Source organism: Pseudomonas sp. NPDC087336, from assembly GCF_044744285.1.
Lineage (GTDB): Bacteria > Pseudomonadota > Gammaproteobacteria > Pseudomonadales > Pseudomonadaceae > Aquipseudomonas.
In genome coordinates, this window is sequence record NZ_JBIUYA010000024.1 from 63848 (window position 1) to 78866 (window position 15019).

Consider the following 15019-nt stretch of genomic DNA (forward strand, 5'->3'; position numbering starts at 1 on the left):
TGCCGCGGCGATTGCCTGTTTAATGTCGCCCTAATCATGCCGATCCAGTATCGGCGGATTTTCAACGGAGTTCATCCATGCCCCAAACCCGCTCAAGCTGGCTGTCCGGTCTGCTGCTGACCGCCGCCCTGCCCGCCATCGCTGCCGAAGGCCCGGCCTACGGTCCCGAGTTGCAAGGCTTCGAATACCCCTACACCGTCAAGCATTTTGCGTTCCAGTCCCAGGGCAAATCCCTGCAAATGGGCTACATGGACGTGGCGGCCCATGGCAAGGCCAACGGCCGCAGCGTGGTGCTGATGCACGGCAAGAACTTCTGCGGCGCCACCTGGGAGACCTCGATCAAGGCCCTGAGCGATGCCGGCTACCGGGTCATAGCACCGGACCAGATCGGTTTCTGTACGTCCAGCAAACCGGACAATTATCAGTACACGTTCCAGCAACTGGCGAGCAACACCCAGCAACTGCTCAAGGCCCTGGGCATCCAGAAAGCCACCTTGCTCGGGCATTCCACCGGCGGCATGCTCGCCACCCGTTACGCATTGCAATATCCCGAACAGGTCGAGCAGCTGGCCTTGGTCAACCCCATCGGCCTGGAAGACTGGAAAGCCCTCGGCGTGCCTTATCGCACGGTTGACCAGTGGTATGAGCGCGAACTGAAAGTGAACGCCCAAGGCATCCACGACTACCAGCGCAACACCTACTATGATGGCCGCTGGAAACCTGAATTCGACCGCTGGGTCGACATGTACGCGGGCATGGCCAAGGGCCCTGGCAAAAACCAGGTGGCTTGGAACTCGGCGCTGATCTACGACATGATCTTCACCCAGCCGGTGTACTACGAGTTCAAGGATCTGAAGGTGCCGACCCTGCTGCTGATCGGCACCGCCGACACCACGGCCATCAACAAGGACATCGCGCCGCCTGAGGTCAAGGCGAAAATCGGTCATTACGACGTGCTCGGCAAGCAGGTGGCGAAGCTGATTCCCCGCGGGGCCCTGGTCGAATTTCCCGGCATGGGCCACGCGCCGCAGATGGAAGAGCCGGCGCAGTTTCACAAGGCTTTGCTTGGCTGGCTGGACAACACCAACCCCGTTCCTTGATGAGGTAAGGCTGATGGCGCTACAGATTGCAGTGATTGATGATTGGCAGGCTGTAGCCCGAGGCGTCGTGGACTGGTCGGCGCTGGAGTCTATCGGTGAGGTCGACTTCATCCACGACTACCCTGCCGACAACGCGACCTTGGCCGCTCGCCTGGGCGGGTTCGAGGTGATCTGCGTGATGCGCGAGCGTACGCGGTTCGACGACGACCTGCTGCGCCGCTTGCCGAATCTCAAGCTGCTGGTCACCGGTGGCATGCGCAATGCCGCCCTCGACCTCAAGACTGCCGCAGCGCTGGGCATTCAAGTCTGTGGCACCGACAGCTACAAGCATGCCGCGCCGGAGCTGACCTGGGCACTGATCATGGCCGCGACCCGCAACCTGGTGGTCGAAGCCGATGCGTTGCGCGCCGGAAAGTGGCAACAAGGCCTGGGTGGCGACCTGCATGGCAAGACCCTGGCGATTCTGGGACTGGGCAGCATTGGCCAACGGGTCGCCCGCTTCGGCCAGGCCTTCGGCATGCGGGTCATCGCCTGGAGCGAAAACCTCACCGCCGAACGCGCCGCCGAGTTCGACGTGACCTATGTCAGCAAGCAGGAACTGTTCGAGCAGGCCGACGTGTTGTCGGTGCATCTGGTGCTCAGTGAGCGCAGCCGTGGCATGGTGGACACCCAGGCGCTGGCATGGATGAAGCCCACGGCGCTGCTGGTCAACACCGCGCGCGGTCCGATTGTCGATGAGGCGGCACTGATCAAGGCCCTGCAGAAACAACGCCTCGGTGGGGCCGCGCTGGACGTGTTCGAACAGGAGCCCTTGCCCGAACATCATCCATTCAGAACCCTGGACAACGTGCTGGCAACGCCCCATGTCGGGTACGTCAGCCAGCAGAATTACCATCTATTCTTTGCGCAAATGATCGAGGACATTCAAGCCTGGTCGGCGGGAAAACCGATTCGCCTCTTGAGCTGATAGCGCCCGGCGACTGGGGTTTTTTATTGCAAAAAACGCTGCAAAAAATGAATAAATGTTCAGGCTGCGGTGTTTATGTTTCGGTTGAAGGGTCATCAGCCCTTCTCAACGCTTTCGGCCCGTTCGGAGCATTGCCCATGAATCGCCGTCTCTCGATCGTTACTGCACCGCTGGTGCTTGCCGTCGCACTGTCCAGTTCCCTGGTGTGGGCCAACGGCGAGGAAGATACCCCCGCCAAACCGCAGTGCCCTCGAGGGCAGGTGTTCGACAGCAAAGCACAACGGTGCGTGAAACAAACCAGCCTGCTCTTGCCGGACGCCGACCGCACCGATTACGCCTATCAACTGGCCAAGGACGGGCGTTACGACGAAGCCCTGGCCCTGCTCGATACGCTCAAGCAGCCCAACACCGCCAAGGCCCTGAACTATCGCGGCTACGCCACGCGTAAACTGGGACGCACCGATGAAGGCATCGGTTATTACCTGCAATCGGTCAAACTCGACCCGCAGTATGCACTGGTTCGCGAATACCTCGGCGAAGCCTATGTGATCAAGGGTCGACTGGACCTCGCCCGGGAACAGTTGCAGCAGATAGAATCGATCTGCGGCAACACCCGTTGCGAGCAATACCAGGACCTGGCCGAAGCCATCAACGCGTCATCGAAAACCTGACTACCCGATTGGAGGGAGGTCGCTATCGCCAGCGATCAGGAAATTAGGGCAGAACTGGGGCAGCATCTGGCGCGCCTGTGGCGCTATGGCCTGCTGTTGTCCCGACAACGGCATGTGGCCGAGGACCTGGTGCAGGCCACCTGCGTGCGGGCGCTCGAACGCGGCGGACAGTTCGAATCGGGCACGCGCATGGACCGTTGGCTGATGAGCATTCTGCATTCGATCTGGATCAATGAGGTGCGCACCCGCCGAGTGCATCAGGGCCAGGGCGTGGTGGATGCCGATCAAGGCTTGTCGTTCGATGGCGAACAGGCGGCACAGACCCATGTGCGCGCCGCGCAGGTGATCCGACGGGTAGAGGCGTTGCCCGAGGCCCAGCGCGAAACGGTGTTCCTGGCCTACGTCGAAGGTTTGTCCTACCGCGAAGTGGCCGATGTCCTGCAAGTCCCCATCGGCACCGTGATGAGCCGACTGGCCGCCGCCCGGCTGAAACTGGCCGAGTATCCGCCGCTGCACACGGTGCCGAACCCTTCCACCGGAGAACGTCGATGAACGCGAAACTGTCGGATGAGCAACTGGTGGCCTACCTGGACAACCAGCTCGATGCCGAACAACGCACCCGCATCGACGCCGCCATCGCCGAAGACCCGATGCTCGGCCTGCGCCTGCAATGGCTGGACCGCAGTAGCATGCCATTCAAATCGGCTTACGACGAAGTGACTCGACAAGCCCCGGTCGAGCGCCTGCAAGCCATGCTCGACACCTTGCCCGCCCCTGCACGCCCGGGGCTGAGTCGGCGCTGGTTGCTCGCGGCAGCCGCTGGATTGCTGGTCGGTGGCGTGCTGGCGGACCGTTTGTTCCTCGGCTGGCAAACCAGCCAGCAGACCCACAACTGGCGCGGGCTGGTCGCCGACTACATGGTGCTTTACGTACCGGAAACCCTCGACCATCTGCCCAGTGACGAAGCGACGCAACTGGCGCAGTTGCGCACCATCGATGCGCGCCTGGGCCTCCATCTGCTGCCGGCAAAACTGGCGTTGCCCCGCGCCCAGTTCAAACGCGCACAAATCCTTGAGTACGACGGCGTGGCTATCGCCCAGATTACCTACCTGGATCCGGTTCACGGCCCGATGGCGCTGTGCGTCACGCGCTCCAACAGTGGCAGTCGGCATTTTGCCAAGGAGCGACGGCACGGGATGAACATTGTGTATTGGGCGGATATGGAACATGCCTGGATGCTGATCGGGCGTCATCCAGTGGTGGATCTGGAGGAGATGGCCACGCAGTTGCGCACCCGGATCAGCGCCTGAACGGCCGTTCAAAACTTCACCAGATCCTGCGCTCGCGCAAGCCCCCCGGCCGGCCCAGTCAGCAAGGCGTATTGCACCCTGTCGCCCACTTTAAAACAGTCGCCGCCGTCTGCCGTGAGATTAAGTCCAATCCGAATGGCCAGCCGGGAACCGCCTTCATCAGGCAGGACCATGGCGAACTGGGTCGACGTTGCGTCGATCCAGACTTTCCTGATGGCATTGATCGTGCCATTGCCGGTTCTTGTTCTCGTGGCTGCTTGCATCACCCGCCCCCAGTCATTGGTGTTCGGCGCGACAACTTGACTGCGATGGGACCATGAAGCGCCAAATTGCCGGGCCTGGCTACTGTCAGGTTTGACAGGTGTGACGCGGTTTCAAGCCGTTGCCGGCAACCACAACCAAAACCGCGCCCCGCCCAACGGCGACGCTTGCACGGTCAACGTCCCACCCTGGGCCTCTAGCGCCCGACGGCTGATCGCCAGCCCCAGGCCAAACCCGCCAGTCGCCCGGTCCCGGCTGCGATCGAGCCGATAGAACGGCTCGAAAATCCGCTCGCGCTCGTCATCCGGGATGCCGATTCCGTCGTCGTCCACCCAGATCTCACAGCCTTTGGCACACACCTGTACGCCGACCTGAATGCGTTTTTCGCAGTAGCGCATGGCGTTGCGCAGCAGGTTCTGCAGGGCACGGGCGGTCAGCCGCGGGTCGAGGCTGAAGCGCTCGAGCTGGCCGTGCAATAACACGTCGATGACGATGTCCGGCGATTGTTCCTCATCGACGCTGCCCAGGATGCTGTCGATGAATTCATCCAGCGACACCTCGATGGGTTCGGGCAGTCGTGCGGGGTTTTGCAGGCGGCTGTAGGAAAGCAATTCCAGCACCAGCTCGTCGAGTTCACGAATGTGATCGACCAGCCCTTGCAAGCGCTCGCGGCTGGTGGCGGGTAAATCATCGGAAAGGGCCAGGGCCAGGCCAAAATCCAGGCGGGTCAATGGCGTGCGCAATTCGTGGGACACCGCGTTGAGCAGCTCCCGCTGCTGATTCAGCAGGTTTTCGATGTCGCCGGCCATGGTGTCGAAGACGTTGGCCAGGCTGCCGATGTTGGAGCTGGCGGCAATCTGCGTACGCTCGCCCAAGTGCCCCTTGCCGAAGCGTTCCGCCGCGCTTTTGAGACGCTCCAGGTCACGCCAGTGCGGGCGCAGCCACAGCAACAGGCAGGCGAGCATGGTCGCGCCGATCAGCACGTTGATGCTCCAGTACAACAGGCTGACGTCCATCGGGTCCGGCGGCACGACCATTTGCACCACCGTGTGCTCGTCCAGCGATGCCACCGCCAGGGTGCGCCAGCCCCAGTCGCCGATGCGCACGACGTTTTCGCCGCGTTGCAGGCGCTGCTGTTCTTCGAGGGAAAACCCGGCATCGTCGTTAGCGCTGAGCACGATGCGCAGCGGATGGAACTCCTTGTCCATTTCCGCCGCCAGGGCCGGCCATTGCTCGACCGGGACGGCTTTGAACTGCTTGACCATGAGGTTTTGCAGCCCCCTGGAATAATCGAGGGTGTAGGTGAGGAAACGCTCGTGGAAGACCTTGATCACCAGGTCCGGTACCAGGTAGATCGCGGCGCTGAACGAAACGATGGTCACCAGGTACAGACGAAAGAGGATTTTGAACATCTCTTCAGCATTCCCACTCGGATCGGCTGAACAGGTAACCCTTGCCCCACACGGTCTTGATCTTGCGGGCCTCGCCGGCATTGTCGTCGAATTTGCGCCGCAACTTGGAGATGGCCACGTCCACCGAGCGGTCGGTACCGTTGAACTCGATGCCGCGCAGGCGTTGCAGGATCTGGTCGCGGCTCAACACTTCACCGGCATGCCGGGCCAGCACCACCAACAGGTTGTACTCGCCGCTGGACATCTCCAACGGTTGACCGCGCCAGGTCACCGTGCGCTCGGACAGGTCGACGCACAGGTTGCCGATGAGGATGCGGTCATTGGCCGCCAATGGCTCGGCGAGGCTGCTGCGCCGCAGCAGGGTGCGCACCCGGGCCAGCAGCACCCGGGGTTCGCAGGGTTTGGTGACGTAATCGTCGGCGCCCATTTCCAGGCCCAGCACCTGATCGTGGCTGTCGTCGCGAGCGGTGAGCATGAGGATCGGCAAGGTCGCCGAGTCGGCGCGCAGCAAACGGCAGACTTGCAGGCCATCGAGGCCGGGCAGCATCAAGTCGAGTATCACCAGGTCCGGTGGCGTGAGCCGTGCACGCTCGCGCACCTGATCGCCGCGAGTGATCACGTTGACGGAGTAACCGTTGCGTTCCAGGTAGCTGGCGATCAGCTCGGCAAGTGCGGTGTCGTCTTCGACCAGGAGGATGTTGGGCATGGGTGTTTTCCAGCAGAGGCGAGGGTGACTGGTCCGGCCTCTTCGCGGGCAAGCCCGCTCCCACAGGGATCTGATGTGAACACAGATATTGTGAACACCATGGGCCACTGTGGGAGCGGGCTTGCCCGCGAAGGCGGCCTGACAGTCGCAATAGAATTCAAGACTTGCAGGATATACGTCCTCACACACACCTGAGCAAAACCCTTACACAATTTCACACAGCACCAACAAAGCTTCACCGCTACCATCGCCGTCGCCCAGTAGGATGCTGGGGGTCACTATTGGGGTCATTCATGTCAAAGAATCCGCTTGCCAGGCTCAGCCTGATAGCACTGGCGTTGGCGCTGGGCGCGTGCGACAAGTCCTCGATCGCCGAAGAGCAGCCGCCACTGGCCAGCGTTCGCATCGAAACCGTCGAAACCCGAGCGCTGTCGATCAACAGCGAATTGACCGGGCGCATTGCCGCCCCGCGCATGGCCGAAGTGCGCGCCCGGGTCGCAGGCGTGGTGCTGCAACGGGCCTTTCGCGAAGGCAGTGACGTGAAAAAGGGCGAGGTACTGTTCCGTATCGACCCGGCGCCGTTCAAGGCAGATCTGGACAGCGCCGAGGCGGTACTGCGCAAAGCCGAGGCCAACGCGTTCCAGGCCAAACTGCAAGAGCAGCGTTACGCCCAGTTGATCGATGACAAGGCCATCAGCGGCCAGGACTATGACAACGCCCGGGCCAATGCACGGCAAACCGCTGCCGACGTGGCCGCCAGCAAGGCGGCGGTTGAACGCGCCCGGTTGAACCTGGGTTACGCCACCGTCACCGCGCCGATTTCCGGACGCATCGGCCGCGCGCTGGTCACCGAAGGCGCGCTGGTCGGGCAGAACGAGACCACGCCCCTGGCGCTGATTCAACAACTCGATCCGATCCACGCCGACCTGAACCAGTCGACCCGCGAACTCAACGACCTGCGCCGGGCCTTGCGCTCCGGCCAGTTGCAGCAAGTGGGTCAGGGACAGGCCAGGGCCACCCTGATCGAGGACGACGGCAGCCTCTACCCGTTACCCGGCAAGCTGCTGTTCACCGACATCACTGTCGACCCGGGTACCGGCCAGGTCATCCTGCGCAGTGAGTTCCCCAACCCGGACCTCGATTTGCTGCCTGGCAGCTTCGTGCGCGTACGCCTGGAGCAAGCGGTCAACCAGCAAGGCATCAGCGTGCCGCAACGGGCCATCCAGCGTGACAGCGCCGGCATCGCCCAGGTGTTGCTGCTCGACGCAGAGCAGCGCGTCAGCCAGCAGCCGGTCGAACTGGGGCCGGTGCAGAACGACCGTTGGGTCGTCACCGGCGGGCTGAAACCGGGCGATCGCATCGTCATCGAAGGCCTGCAACATGCCCGCCCCGGCGAAAAAGTGCAGGTCGACGACACCCCTCTTCCCCTTGCCCAGGTTTCTGGCCAGTAAGCAGGACGCTTGTTTATGCCGCAGTTCTTTATCGATCGCCCGGTGTTTGCCTGGGTGGTCGCCCTGTTCATCCTGCTGGCCGGCGCCCTGGCCATCCCCCAGTTGCCGGTGGCGCAATACCCCAACGTGGCGCCGCCGCAGGTGGAAATCTATGCCGTGTACCCCGGTGCCTCGGCGCAGACCATCGACGAAAGCGTGGTCAGCCTGATCGAGGAAGAGCTCAACGGCGCTGACAACCTGTTGTATTTCGAGTCCCAGAGCAGCCTGGGCAGCGCGACGATCAAGGCGACTTTCCAGCCGGGCACCAACCCGGAACTGGCCCAGGTCGATGTGCAGAACCGCCTGAAAGTCGTGGAGTCACGCCTGCCCCAGGCGGTTAACCAGCAAGGCTTGCAGGTGGAGAAAGTCTCCTCCGGTTTCCTGCTGCTGATCACCCTGACGTCCAGTGACGGCAAGCTCGACGAGACCGCGCTCAGCGATTACCTGGCGCGCAACGTGATGAACGAGATCAAGCGCCTCGACGGCGTCGGCAAAGCCCAGCTGTACGGCGCCGAACGTGCCATGCGCATCTGGATCGACCCGCGCAAGCTGATCGGTTTCAACCTGACGCCGGCTGACGTCAACGCCGCCATCGCCGCGCAGAACGCCCAGGTCTCGGCCGGCAGCATCGGCGACCTGCCGACCCGCGGCACCCAGGAAATGACCGCGACCATTCTGGTCAAGGGCCAACTGTCGACCCCGGAAGAATTCGCCGACATCGTGCTCAAGGCCAATCCCGACGGCTCCACCGTGCGCATCGCCGATGTGGCGCGGGTGGAAATCGGCAGCCAGGAATACCAGTTCGGCACGCGCCTGAACGGTAAACCCTCGACCGCTGTCAGCGTGCAACTGGCGCCGAGCGCCAACGCCCTGAACACTGCGACCCTGGTGCGGGCGAAGATGGATGAGCTGGCGCGTTATTTCCCGGCCGGCGTCGAATACAAGATTCCGTACGACACCTCCCCCTTCGTCAAGGTCTCGATCACCAAGGTGGTCTACACCCTGGTCGAAGCCATGGTGCTGGTGTTCGCGGTGATGTTCCTGTTCCTGCAGAACATCCGCTACACGCTGATACCGACCCTGGTGGTGCCGGTCGCACTGATGGGTACCTTTGCCACCATGTTGGCGTTGGGTTTCTCGATCAACGTATTGACGATGTTCGGCATGGTCCTGGCGATCGGCATCCTGGTGGATGACGCGATCGTCGTGGTGGAAAACGTCGAGCGGATCATGGTCACCGAAGGTTTGTCGCCCAAGGAGGCAACGCGCAAGGCGATGCAGCAGATCACCGGGGCGATCATCGGCATTACCCTGGTGCTGGTGGCGGTGTTCATTCCCATGGCGTTCATGCAGGGCTCGGTCGGGGTGATCTACCGGCAGTTTTCCCTGTCGATGGCCACCTCGATCCTGTTCTCGGCATTCCTCGCCCTGACCTTGACCCCGGCCCTGTGTGCGACCTTGCTCAAGCCGATCGCCAAGGGCGAGCATCATGAAAAACGCGGTTTCTTCGGCTGGTTCAATCGCAGCTTTGAACGACTGACCGGGCGTTATCAATCCTGGGTCGCCTATGCGCTCAAGCGCACGGGGCGCTACCTGTTGATCTATGGCGCGCTGCTGATCGGCCTGGGGATTTGCTTCGCTCGCCTGCCCTCCTCGTTCCTGCCGGTGGAAGACCAGGGCTACACCATCACCGACGTGCAACTGCCGCCGGGTGCAAGCAAGAACCGCACGGTGGCAGTGGTCGAGCAGATCGAGGCGCATAACGCCAAGGAGCCGGGGGTTGGCGACAGCACGGTGATCCTCGGCTTCAGTTTCTCCGGCAGCGGCCAGAACGCAGCGCTGGCCTTTACCACGCTCAAAGACTGGTCCGAGCGTGGCAGCGACGATTCGGCCAGCTCGATTGCCGACCGTGCCAACATCGCCCTGAGCCAGATCAAGGATGCCGTGGCGTTCTCGGTGCTGCCCCCTCCGGTGGACGGCCTGGGCACCTCCAGCGGCTTCGAGTTTCGCCTGCAGGATCGCGGCGGCCTCGGCCATGCCACGCTGATGCAGGCACGTACCGAATTGCTTGAGGCGGCAGAGAAAAGCCCGATCCTGATGAACGTGCGCGAAAGCGCCCTGGCCGAAGCACCGCAGGCGCAATTGATCGTCGACCGCAAGCAGGCCAACGCCTTGGGCGTGTCGTTCGCCGAGATCAGCAACGTGCTGTCGACCGCCGTCGGCTCGACCTACGTCAACGACTTCCCCAACCAGGGGCGGATGCAGAGGGTCGTGGTCCAGGCCGAAGGCGACCAGCGCAGCCAGGTGGCCGACCTGCTGAAAATGCACGTGCGCAACAACGCTGGGAAAATGGTGCCGTTATCCGCCTTCGTCCAGGCCAAATGGACCCAGGGCCCCGCGCAGCTAACCCGCTACAACGGCTACCCGGCGATCAGCATTTCCGGCGAGCCGAAACCGGGGCACAGCACGGGCGAAGCCATGGCCGAAATCGAACGCCTGGTGGCGTTGGGCCCGGTCGGATTGGGTCAGGAATGGACCGGCCTGTCCTTGCAGGAAAGGCTGTCCGGCAGCCAGGCGCCGATCCTGTTGGGATTGTCGTTGCTGATCGTGTTCCTGTGCCTGGCGGCGCTTTACGAAAGCTGGTCGATCCCCACTTCGGTGCTGCTGGTGGTGCCGCTTGGCGTGCTCGGCGCGGTATTGGCCGTGACGTTGCGCGGGATGCCCAATGATGTGTTCTTCAAGGTCGGGCTGATCACCATCATCGGCCTGTCGGCAAAAAATGCGATCCTGATCATCGAGTTCGCCAAGAGCCTGTACGACGAAGGCCACGACCTGATCGACGCCACCCTGCAAGCGGCGCGCCTGCGATTGCGGCCGATCGTCATGACCTCGCTGGCGTTCATCCTCGGCGTGGTGCCGTTGGCGATTGCCACCGGCGCAAGCTCGGCAAGCCAGCAAGCCATCGGCACCGGGGTGATCGGCGGAATGATCACCGCAACCCTGGCCGTGCTGTTCGTGCCGGTATTTTTTGTAGTGGTGATGAAGCTGGTGCGCAAGCGCCATAAAGATCGATAACCGACGCCACAAACCCATGTGGGAGCCGGCTCGCTCCCACAATGGATGTGATCGATCCGCGATTGTGGTTGCACCTGACGGCGTTAGGCTAAGGTGCTTTCAACGCACTGACTCAGCGAGCTTCCATGCCCTACCTCACCCACACCCACCCTCGCCTTTCCGCGGCCACCACCCTCGGCGTCGCGGCAGGCATCCTGGCCCCCACAGGAAGTAATCCTCACTAGATAACGGGTCTGTGGCAGCAAGACTGGCTTGAGAAAGTGCACAGCCACATCGTCCGTGGATTGAGTCCACATCAGTGTCGCACCCGTGCTCGAGATGTTGCTGACCACAGGGTTACCCGGTTAACTGGGAGGCGTTACATCGCCCGCTTCTTGAGTTTGGAAAGTCTTCACAACCGGATCGGAAACATTGCTTGCCGCCGTCCGGGCCCTGCCCCCCACAACATAGGAGCGCCCCGCTTCCAGATCAGTGAGCTGATACTCCAGCCCACGAATGGAAGCGATCAGTTCACCGTCGCAGTCAATTAGATAGTCAAAGACAGGGACTTGGGTACCTGGTGCCGACCAGGTCAATCGCGCAGACGTCTGGGTGATGCTCCCCGCTTGAAGTCCGCCGGGGCTACCTGGACGCCTGCCAATCAGTACTTGAAGTGGTTGCGACATATTATTGCCTCCCGCCTTCGCGCGGACCGTCAATCGATACTCCCGCTCGGCGTTCAACCCTTTCACCTCACACGGGGGCCCAATCACATTTAGCGGCTCGATACCTTCGCCAGTAATTTGATAGCCAATAACGTCCGGGCACAAATGGCAGCCAGCATAGGGCTCATCCCAACTCAACAAGGCGGTGGTTGAGCTATTACGACGACCTTTCAGATTATCTGGAGCGCAAATTCGAATTCCCCTGTATGGCTTGGTTAAAAAGCTGCCCGTCTCATAATTCGAGAAATAATCACCCCCCCCTTTGGCGCGAACCTTGAACAGGTACTCGGTATTTTCAGTTAATCCCCTGGCTAGATAGTGGGTGTCCTCTACCGTGTCCAGATACCGGTCACCGAGGTATACCTCATATCGGACTTCACTCGAATAATCGGCACCAGCGCTCCAGCTCCAGGCGGCCGATTCGTCAGTGACTTCACCCAAGGTGAGGCTGTGGGGTGTGTTGAAAAACTTCGTCCTTAAACTGGTTTTTGATGGATCGGAGTATCCACTGGCATTAAAAGCACGAACCTCAATGAAAATCATCGTATCCGGAGGCAAAGTCTTCAAAATACGATAGTTTTGCCTGGTCGTTACCTTATCAATAAATTCAGGATATTTATCGTCGAGGCCATAGACAACTTCGAAATCGTTACTCGTATCTCCCGTCCAAACGACATGAAGGGAGTCAACCGTGATAAGAATACTACCGATGGCGCCAGGACGCGGAGGTATGGGCGGCCCATCCAGGGTCTTTTGTGTAATGCGAGTCGGCAAGGATGCACCGTTTTCATTGACTGCACTGACCAATACATAATAGAGCGTATTTTTACTCAAGCCTGTTAACTGATAACTCGTGGAATACACCGTTACGGCTTGAGGGGCGCCGCCGGGCTCGAGCCCATGCTGCACAATATAACTATTAGCCCCTGTGGAGGGGGACCATGTCAGATCCATCGTCAGGATCGCCGGCGTTGCGCTCACATTGGCCGGAGGGGCTGGAACCTGCAACGTTGTTGCAGTTGTGCTCACCGCCCCAGAATCGCCAGCAGCGTTATACGCCCGTAGATCAAAATAGTAGGCAGTATTGGACCTCAATCCACTAATAGTAGCGCCCGGAGTCAGGAAGGGTACTGTGTCGATCACCGGACCAGCGGGATGCAAGCCGTAACTCACACGATATCCTTGCGCAAGCGCCGATTCTTTCCAGGTCAATCCCACTGTATAACTCGCCGGTCGAGCACTGAGACCGGTAGGTGCATCGGGCAACTCCCAGGCTCGCTGGGTTTCGGTAGTGGCCTCCCGAAAATTTACGTCGTCTTCACCATTGATCTTCACGCGAACATTGACAAAATATCGGGTTTGAGGTTGTAGCCCTGTAATAGTATATGCTTTGCTAACTGATTCGAACTCACCAATCAGGTTCGGCCAATCATCGTCCCGCCCATATTCTACTTCAAATTTTATGTAGGGGTAGTTATACATGGAGATCACTCTAAAGGACGTTGGTGTATGACTATCAAAATACAAAGGCAGGGGTGATAGAGGAGTCAATACTTCAGACGGCCGCATCAGTGTCAACACATTGAATACTGCCGAACCAATAGCCTGCACATCGTCAATCAGCAATGTCAGATGCAACTTCGAATTATCACTTAAATCATTCAAATAGTGCAGAGGGATTTCAAACCGCAAATCACCGTTGTGCGATGAATCATTCAGAGGCTGCGCCTCGCGCAGTTTCAATCGGGACACTGAGCCATCCACCAATATCCCGCTGCAGTTCAAAGTGGCATTCTCCCCTAATGCAAGCTCTGGTCGAGACTCAATCTTTATCGAAACGGCAGTTAAGCGATCGCGACAGTCAAGTACGCCATCATTGGCCTCAGGGCATTCGAGTACTGTAGATGTGTACTCCATGGTTTTCCCCTCAGGATAGTTGTTTTACGTCACCTAATAGAGTCCACGAGCGTATGGAGCGCCACTAGCAGAACAGTTAGTGGCGCTTTCCTTTATCTGTGCTAACGCTGTCGACTGCCTGCAATTTTTTCATCACCCCCTTGACGGCCCATTGGTTTCTGGTGCTTCATGAAACCGGTTTCAGCGAAATCTCACAGCCGCTGCCTCCCAATAAATCCAATAACAAGGTTGTTCCCGTGAACAGTTTTTCCGCCGCTCAACGCAGCCGCGTGACCATGCTTGATGTCGCTGAACACGCCAAGGTTTCCAAGGCCAGCGTGTCGCGATTCATCGGCGAAGACCGCGCCCTGCTCTCCGATGCCATCGCCCAACGCATCGAACAGGCCATTGCCGAACTGGGCTACCGCCCGAACCAGATGGCCCGCGGCCTGAAACGCGGGCGCACGCGCCTGATCGGCATGCTGGTGGCCGACATCCGCAACCCCTATTCGATTGCCGTGATGCACGGGGTAGAAACCGCCTGCCGTCAACATGGCTACAGCCTGGTGGTGTGCAACACCGACCGCGATGACGAACAGGAACGCCAGCACCTGGCCCTGCTGCGCTCCTACAACATCGAAGGCCTGATCGTGAATACCCTCGGCCATCACCGCGACGAGTTGCTTGAGCTGCATCGCGAGATGCCCCTGGTGCTGGTGGATCGCAAGGTCGAGCACCTCGAGAGCGACATGGTCGGGCTGGACAATCCGGCAGCCGTCGACATGGCCCTCGCCCATCTTGAAGAACGCGGGTACCGCGACGTGATGCTGGTGACCGAGCCTTTTGACGGCACCAGTTCGCGGATCGAACGGGTCAGCAGCTTCAAGGCGCGGATCGAGCAGCGACCCGCACTTCGCGGGGCAATTACAGAAACCGGCAGCGCGCTGGCGGCGAATCTGAAAACTTTCCTCGACACACCTGGCCCCGGCCTCAAAGCGTTGTTTTGCGCGAACGGGATTGCGGCGTTGGCCAGCACCCATTCATTGCGAGAGCTTGGCTGCAACCTGTTCGAGGACGTGGGCCTGATTGCCCTGGACGACCTGGATTGGTACCCGTTGGTGGGCAGTGGCATTACCGCCCTCGCACAGCCGACCACCGAGATGGGCGCCAGCGCGTTCGAGTGTTTGCTCAGGCGTTTGCGTGGGGATGACGGTCCGGTCCGGACGCTGGATTTTTCAGCCCGGTTGATTGTGCGGGGGTCGACCCTTGGGAATCTTCGGTGAATGTTCCGGCCCCATCGCGAGCAAGCTCGCTCCCACAGGGATCCCGGGTGTACACACAATTTTTGTACGACACAAAACCGTGTGGGAGCTGGCTTGCCAGCGATGGGGTCCTAAAGATCACCCTTTTTTTCAACAAAAATGAAA

Annotated in this window: 12 protein-coding genes and 1 pseudogene; 9 read left to right on the forward strand and 4 right to left on the reverse strand. The window is 60.4% G+C overall.

The features are described 5' to 3' along the window. The first annotated feature begins 77 nt into the window (after window positions 1-77). The 5 genes from ACIO0C_RS22350 to ACIO0C_RS22370 all read left to right on the forward strand — a co-directional run bounded on the left by ACIO0C_RS22350 (window position 78) and on the right by ACIO0C_RS22370 (window position 4048). Window positions 78-1100: an alpha/beta fold hydrolase gene (locus tag ACIO0C_RS22350; protein WP_401315286.1), complete on the forward strand. Its 1023-nt coding sequence runs from the start codon at window positions 78-80 to the stop codon at window positions 1098-1100. 13 nt (window positions 1101-1113) lie between these two features. Beyond that, entirely contained in the window at window positions 1114-2067 is a 954-nt protein-coding gene (locus ACIO0C_RS22355; RefSeq protein ID WP_401315287.1) for a D-2-hydroxyacid dehydrogenase family protein, read from the forward strand. 137 nt (window positions 2068-2204) lie between these two features. After that, window positions 2205-2738 (forward strand): tetratricopeptide repeat protein, encoded by a 534-nt coding sequence (locus tag ACIO0C_RS22360; protein ID WP_401315289.1) that lies wholly within the window; start codon window positions 2205-2207, stop codon window positions 2736-2738. A 66-nt stretch (window positions 2739-2804) separates the two neighbouring features. Next, window positions 2805-3290: a sigma-70 family RNA polymerase sigma factor gene (locus ACIO0C_RS22365; protein ID WP_401315345.1), complete on the forward strand. Its 486-nt coding sequence runs from the start codon at window positions 2805-2807 to the stop codon at window positions 3288-3290. After that, entirely contained in the window at window positions 3287-4048 is a 762-nt protein-coding gene (locus tag ACIO0C_RS22370; protein WP_401315290.1) for an anti-sigma factor family protein, read from the forward strand. The genes ACIO0C_RS22365 and ACIO0C_RS22370 overlap by 4 nt, the downstream gene beginning before the upstream one ends. 8 nt (window positions 4049-4056) lie before the next feature. Here the strand turns inward: ACIO0C_RS22370 and ACIO0C_RS22375 are convergent, their stop codons facing one another. From ACIO0C_RS22375 to ACIO0C_RS22385, 3 genes are all read right to left on the reverse strand, one after another. Continuing rightward, window positions 4057-4311 carry a hypothetical protein gene (locus ACIO0C_RS22375; protein WP_401315291.1) on the reverse strand — a complete coding sequence of 85 codons (255 nt, stop codon included), beginning with the start codon at window positions 4309-4311 and terminating at the stop codon, window positions 4057-4059. A 111-nt stretch (window positions 4312-4422) separates the two neighbouring features. Beyond that, window positions 4423-5721, reverse strand: a complete 1299-nt coding sequence (locus ACIO0C_RS22380) for an ATP-binding protein (RefSeq protein WP_401315293.1) — start codon at window positions 5719-5721, stop codon at window positions 4423-4425. 4 nt (window positions 5722-5725) lie between these two features. After that, window positions 5726-6427 carry a response regulator gene (locus tag ACIO0C_RS22385; RefSeq protein WP_401315294.1) on the reverse strand — a complete coding sequence of 234 codons (702 nt, stop codon included), beginning with the start codon at window positions 6425-6427 and terminating at the stop codon, window positions 5726-5728. Window positions 6428-6720: 293 nt separating this feature from the next. Between ACIO0C_RS22385 and ACIO0C_RS22390 the strand changes: the two genes are divergently transcribed. The 3 genes and pseudogenes from ACIO0C_RS22390 to ACIO0C_RS22400 form a co-directional block, all read left to right on the forward strand. Then, window positions 6721-7878: an efflux RND transporter periplasmic adaptor subunit gene (locus ACIO0C_RS22390; protein ID WP_401315296.1), complete on the forward strand. Its 1158-nt coding sequence runs from the start codon at window positions 6721-6723 to the stop codon at window positions 7876-7878. A gap of 15 nt (window positions 7879-7893) precedes the next feature. Further along, entirely contained in the window at window positions 7894-10992 is a 3099-nt protein-coding gene (locus ACIO0C_RS22395; RefSeq protein WP_401315297.1) for a multidrug efflux RND transporter permease subunit, read from the forward strand. A gap of 125 nt (window positions 10993-11117) precedes the next feature. Further along, a pseudogene (locus ACIO0C_RS22400) lies at window positions 11118-11204 on the forward strand (DUF1345 domain-containing protein); the annotation flags it as partial. Between the two features lie 132 nt (window positions 11205-11336). Here the strand turns inward: ACIO0C_RS22400 and ACIO0C_RS22405 are convergent. Continuing rightward, window positions 11337-13613, reverse strand: a complete 2277-nt coding sequence (locus tag ACIO0C_RS22405) for a fibronectin type III domain-containing protein (protein WP_401315299.1) — start codon at window positions 13611-13613, stop codon at window positions 11337-11339. A 236-nt stretch (window positions 13614-13849) separates the two neighbouring features. Between ACIO0C_RS22405 and ACIO0C_RS22410 the strand changes: the two genes are divergently transcribed. Next, window positions 13850-14875: a LacI family DNA-binding transcriptional regulator gene (locus tag ACIO0C_RS22410; RefSeq protein WP_401315301.1), complete on the forward strand. Its 1026-nt coding sequence runs from the start codon at window positions 13850-13852 to the stop codon at window positions 14873-14875. The last annotated feature ends 144 nt before the right edge of the window (window positions 14876-15019 follow it).

Excerpts from the sequence above, each read along its gene's own strand:
- ACIO0C_RS22390 (WP_401315296.1), top strand. The coding sequence starts at position 6,721 with ATGTCAAAGAATCCGCTTGCCAGGCTCAGCCTGATAGCACTGGCGTTG.
- ACIO0C_RS22355 (WP_401315287.1), top strand. The coding sequence starts at position 1,114 with ATGGCGCTACAGATTGCAGTGATTGATGATTGGCAGGCTGTAGCCCGA.
- ACIO0C_RS22370 (WP_401315290.1), top strand. The coding sequence starts at position 3,287 with ATGAACGCGAAACTGTCGGATGAGCAACTGGTGGCCTACCTGGACAAC.
- ACIO0C_RS22375 (WP_401315291.1), bottom strand. The coding sequence starts at position 4,311 with ATGCAAGCAGCCACGAGAACAAGAACCGGCAATGGCACGATCAATGCC.
- ACIO0C_RS22405 (WP_401315299.1), bottom strand. The coding sequence starts at position 13,613 with ATGGAGTACACATCTACAGTACTCGAATGCCCTGAGGCCAATGATGGC.
- ACIO0C_RS22385 (WP_401315294.1), bottom strand. The coding sequence starts at position 6,427 with ATGCCCAACATCCTCCTGGTCGAAGACGACACCGCACTTGCCGAGCTG.
- ACIO0C_RS22380 (WP_401315293.1), bottom strand. The coding sequence starts at position 5,721 with ATGTTCAAAATCCTCTTTCGTCTGTACCTGGTGACCATCGTTTCGTTC.
- ACIO0C_RS22360 (WP_401315289.1), top strand. The coding sequence starts at position 2,205 with ATGAATCGCCGTCTCTCGATCGTTACTGCACCGCTGGTGCTTGCCGTC.
- ACIO0C_RS22395 (WP_401315297.1), top strand. The coding sequence starts at position 7,894 with ATGCCGCAGTTCTTTATCGATCGCCCGGTGTTTGCCTGGGTGGTCGCC.
- ACIO0C_RS22350 (WP_401315286.1), top strand. The coding sequence starts at position 78 with ATGCCCCAAACCCGCTCAAGCTGGCTGTCCGGTCTGCTGCTGACCGCC.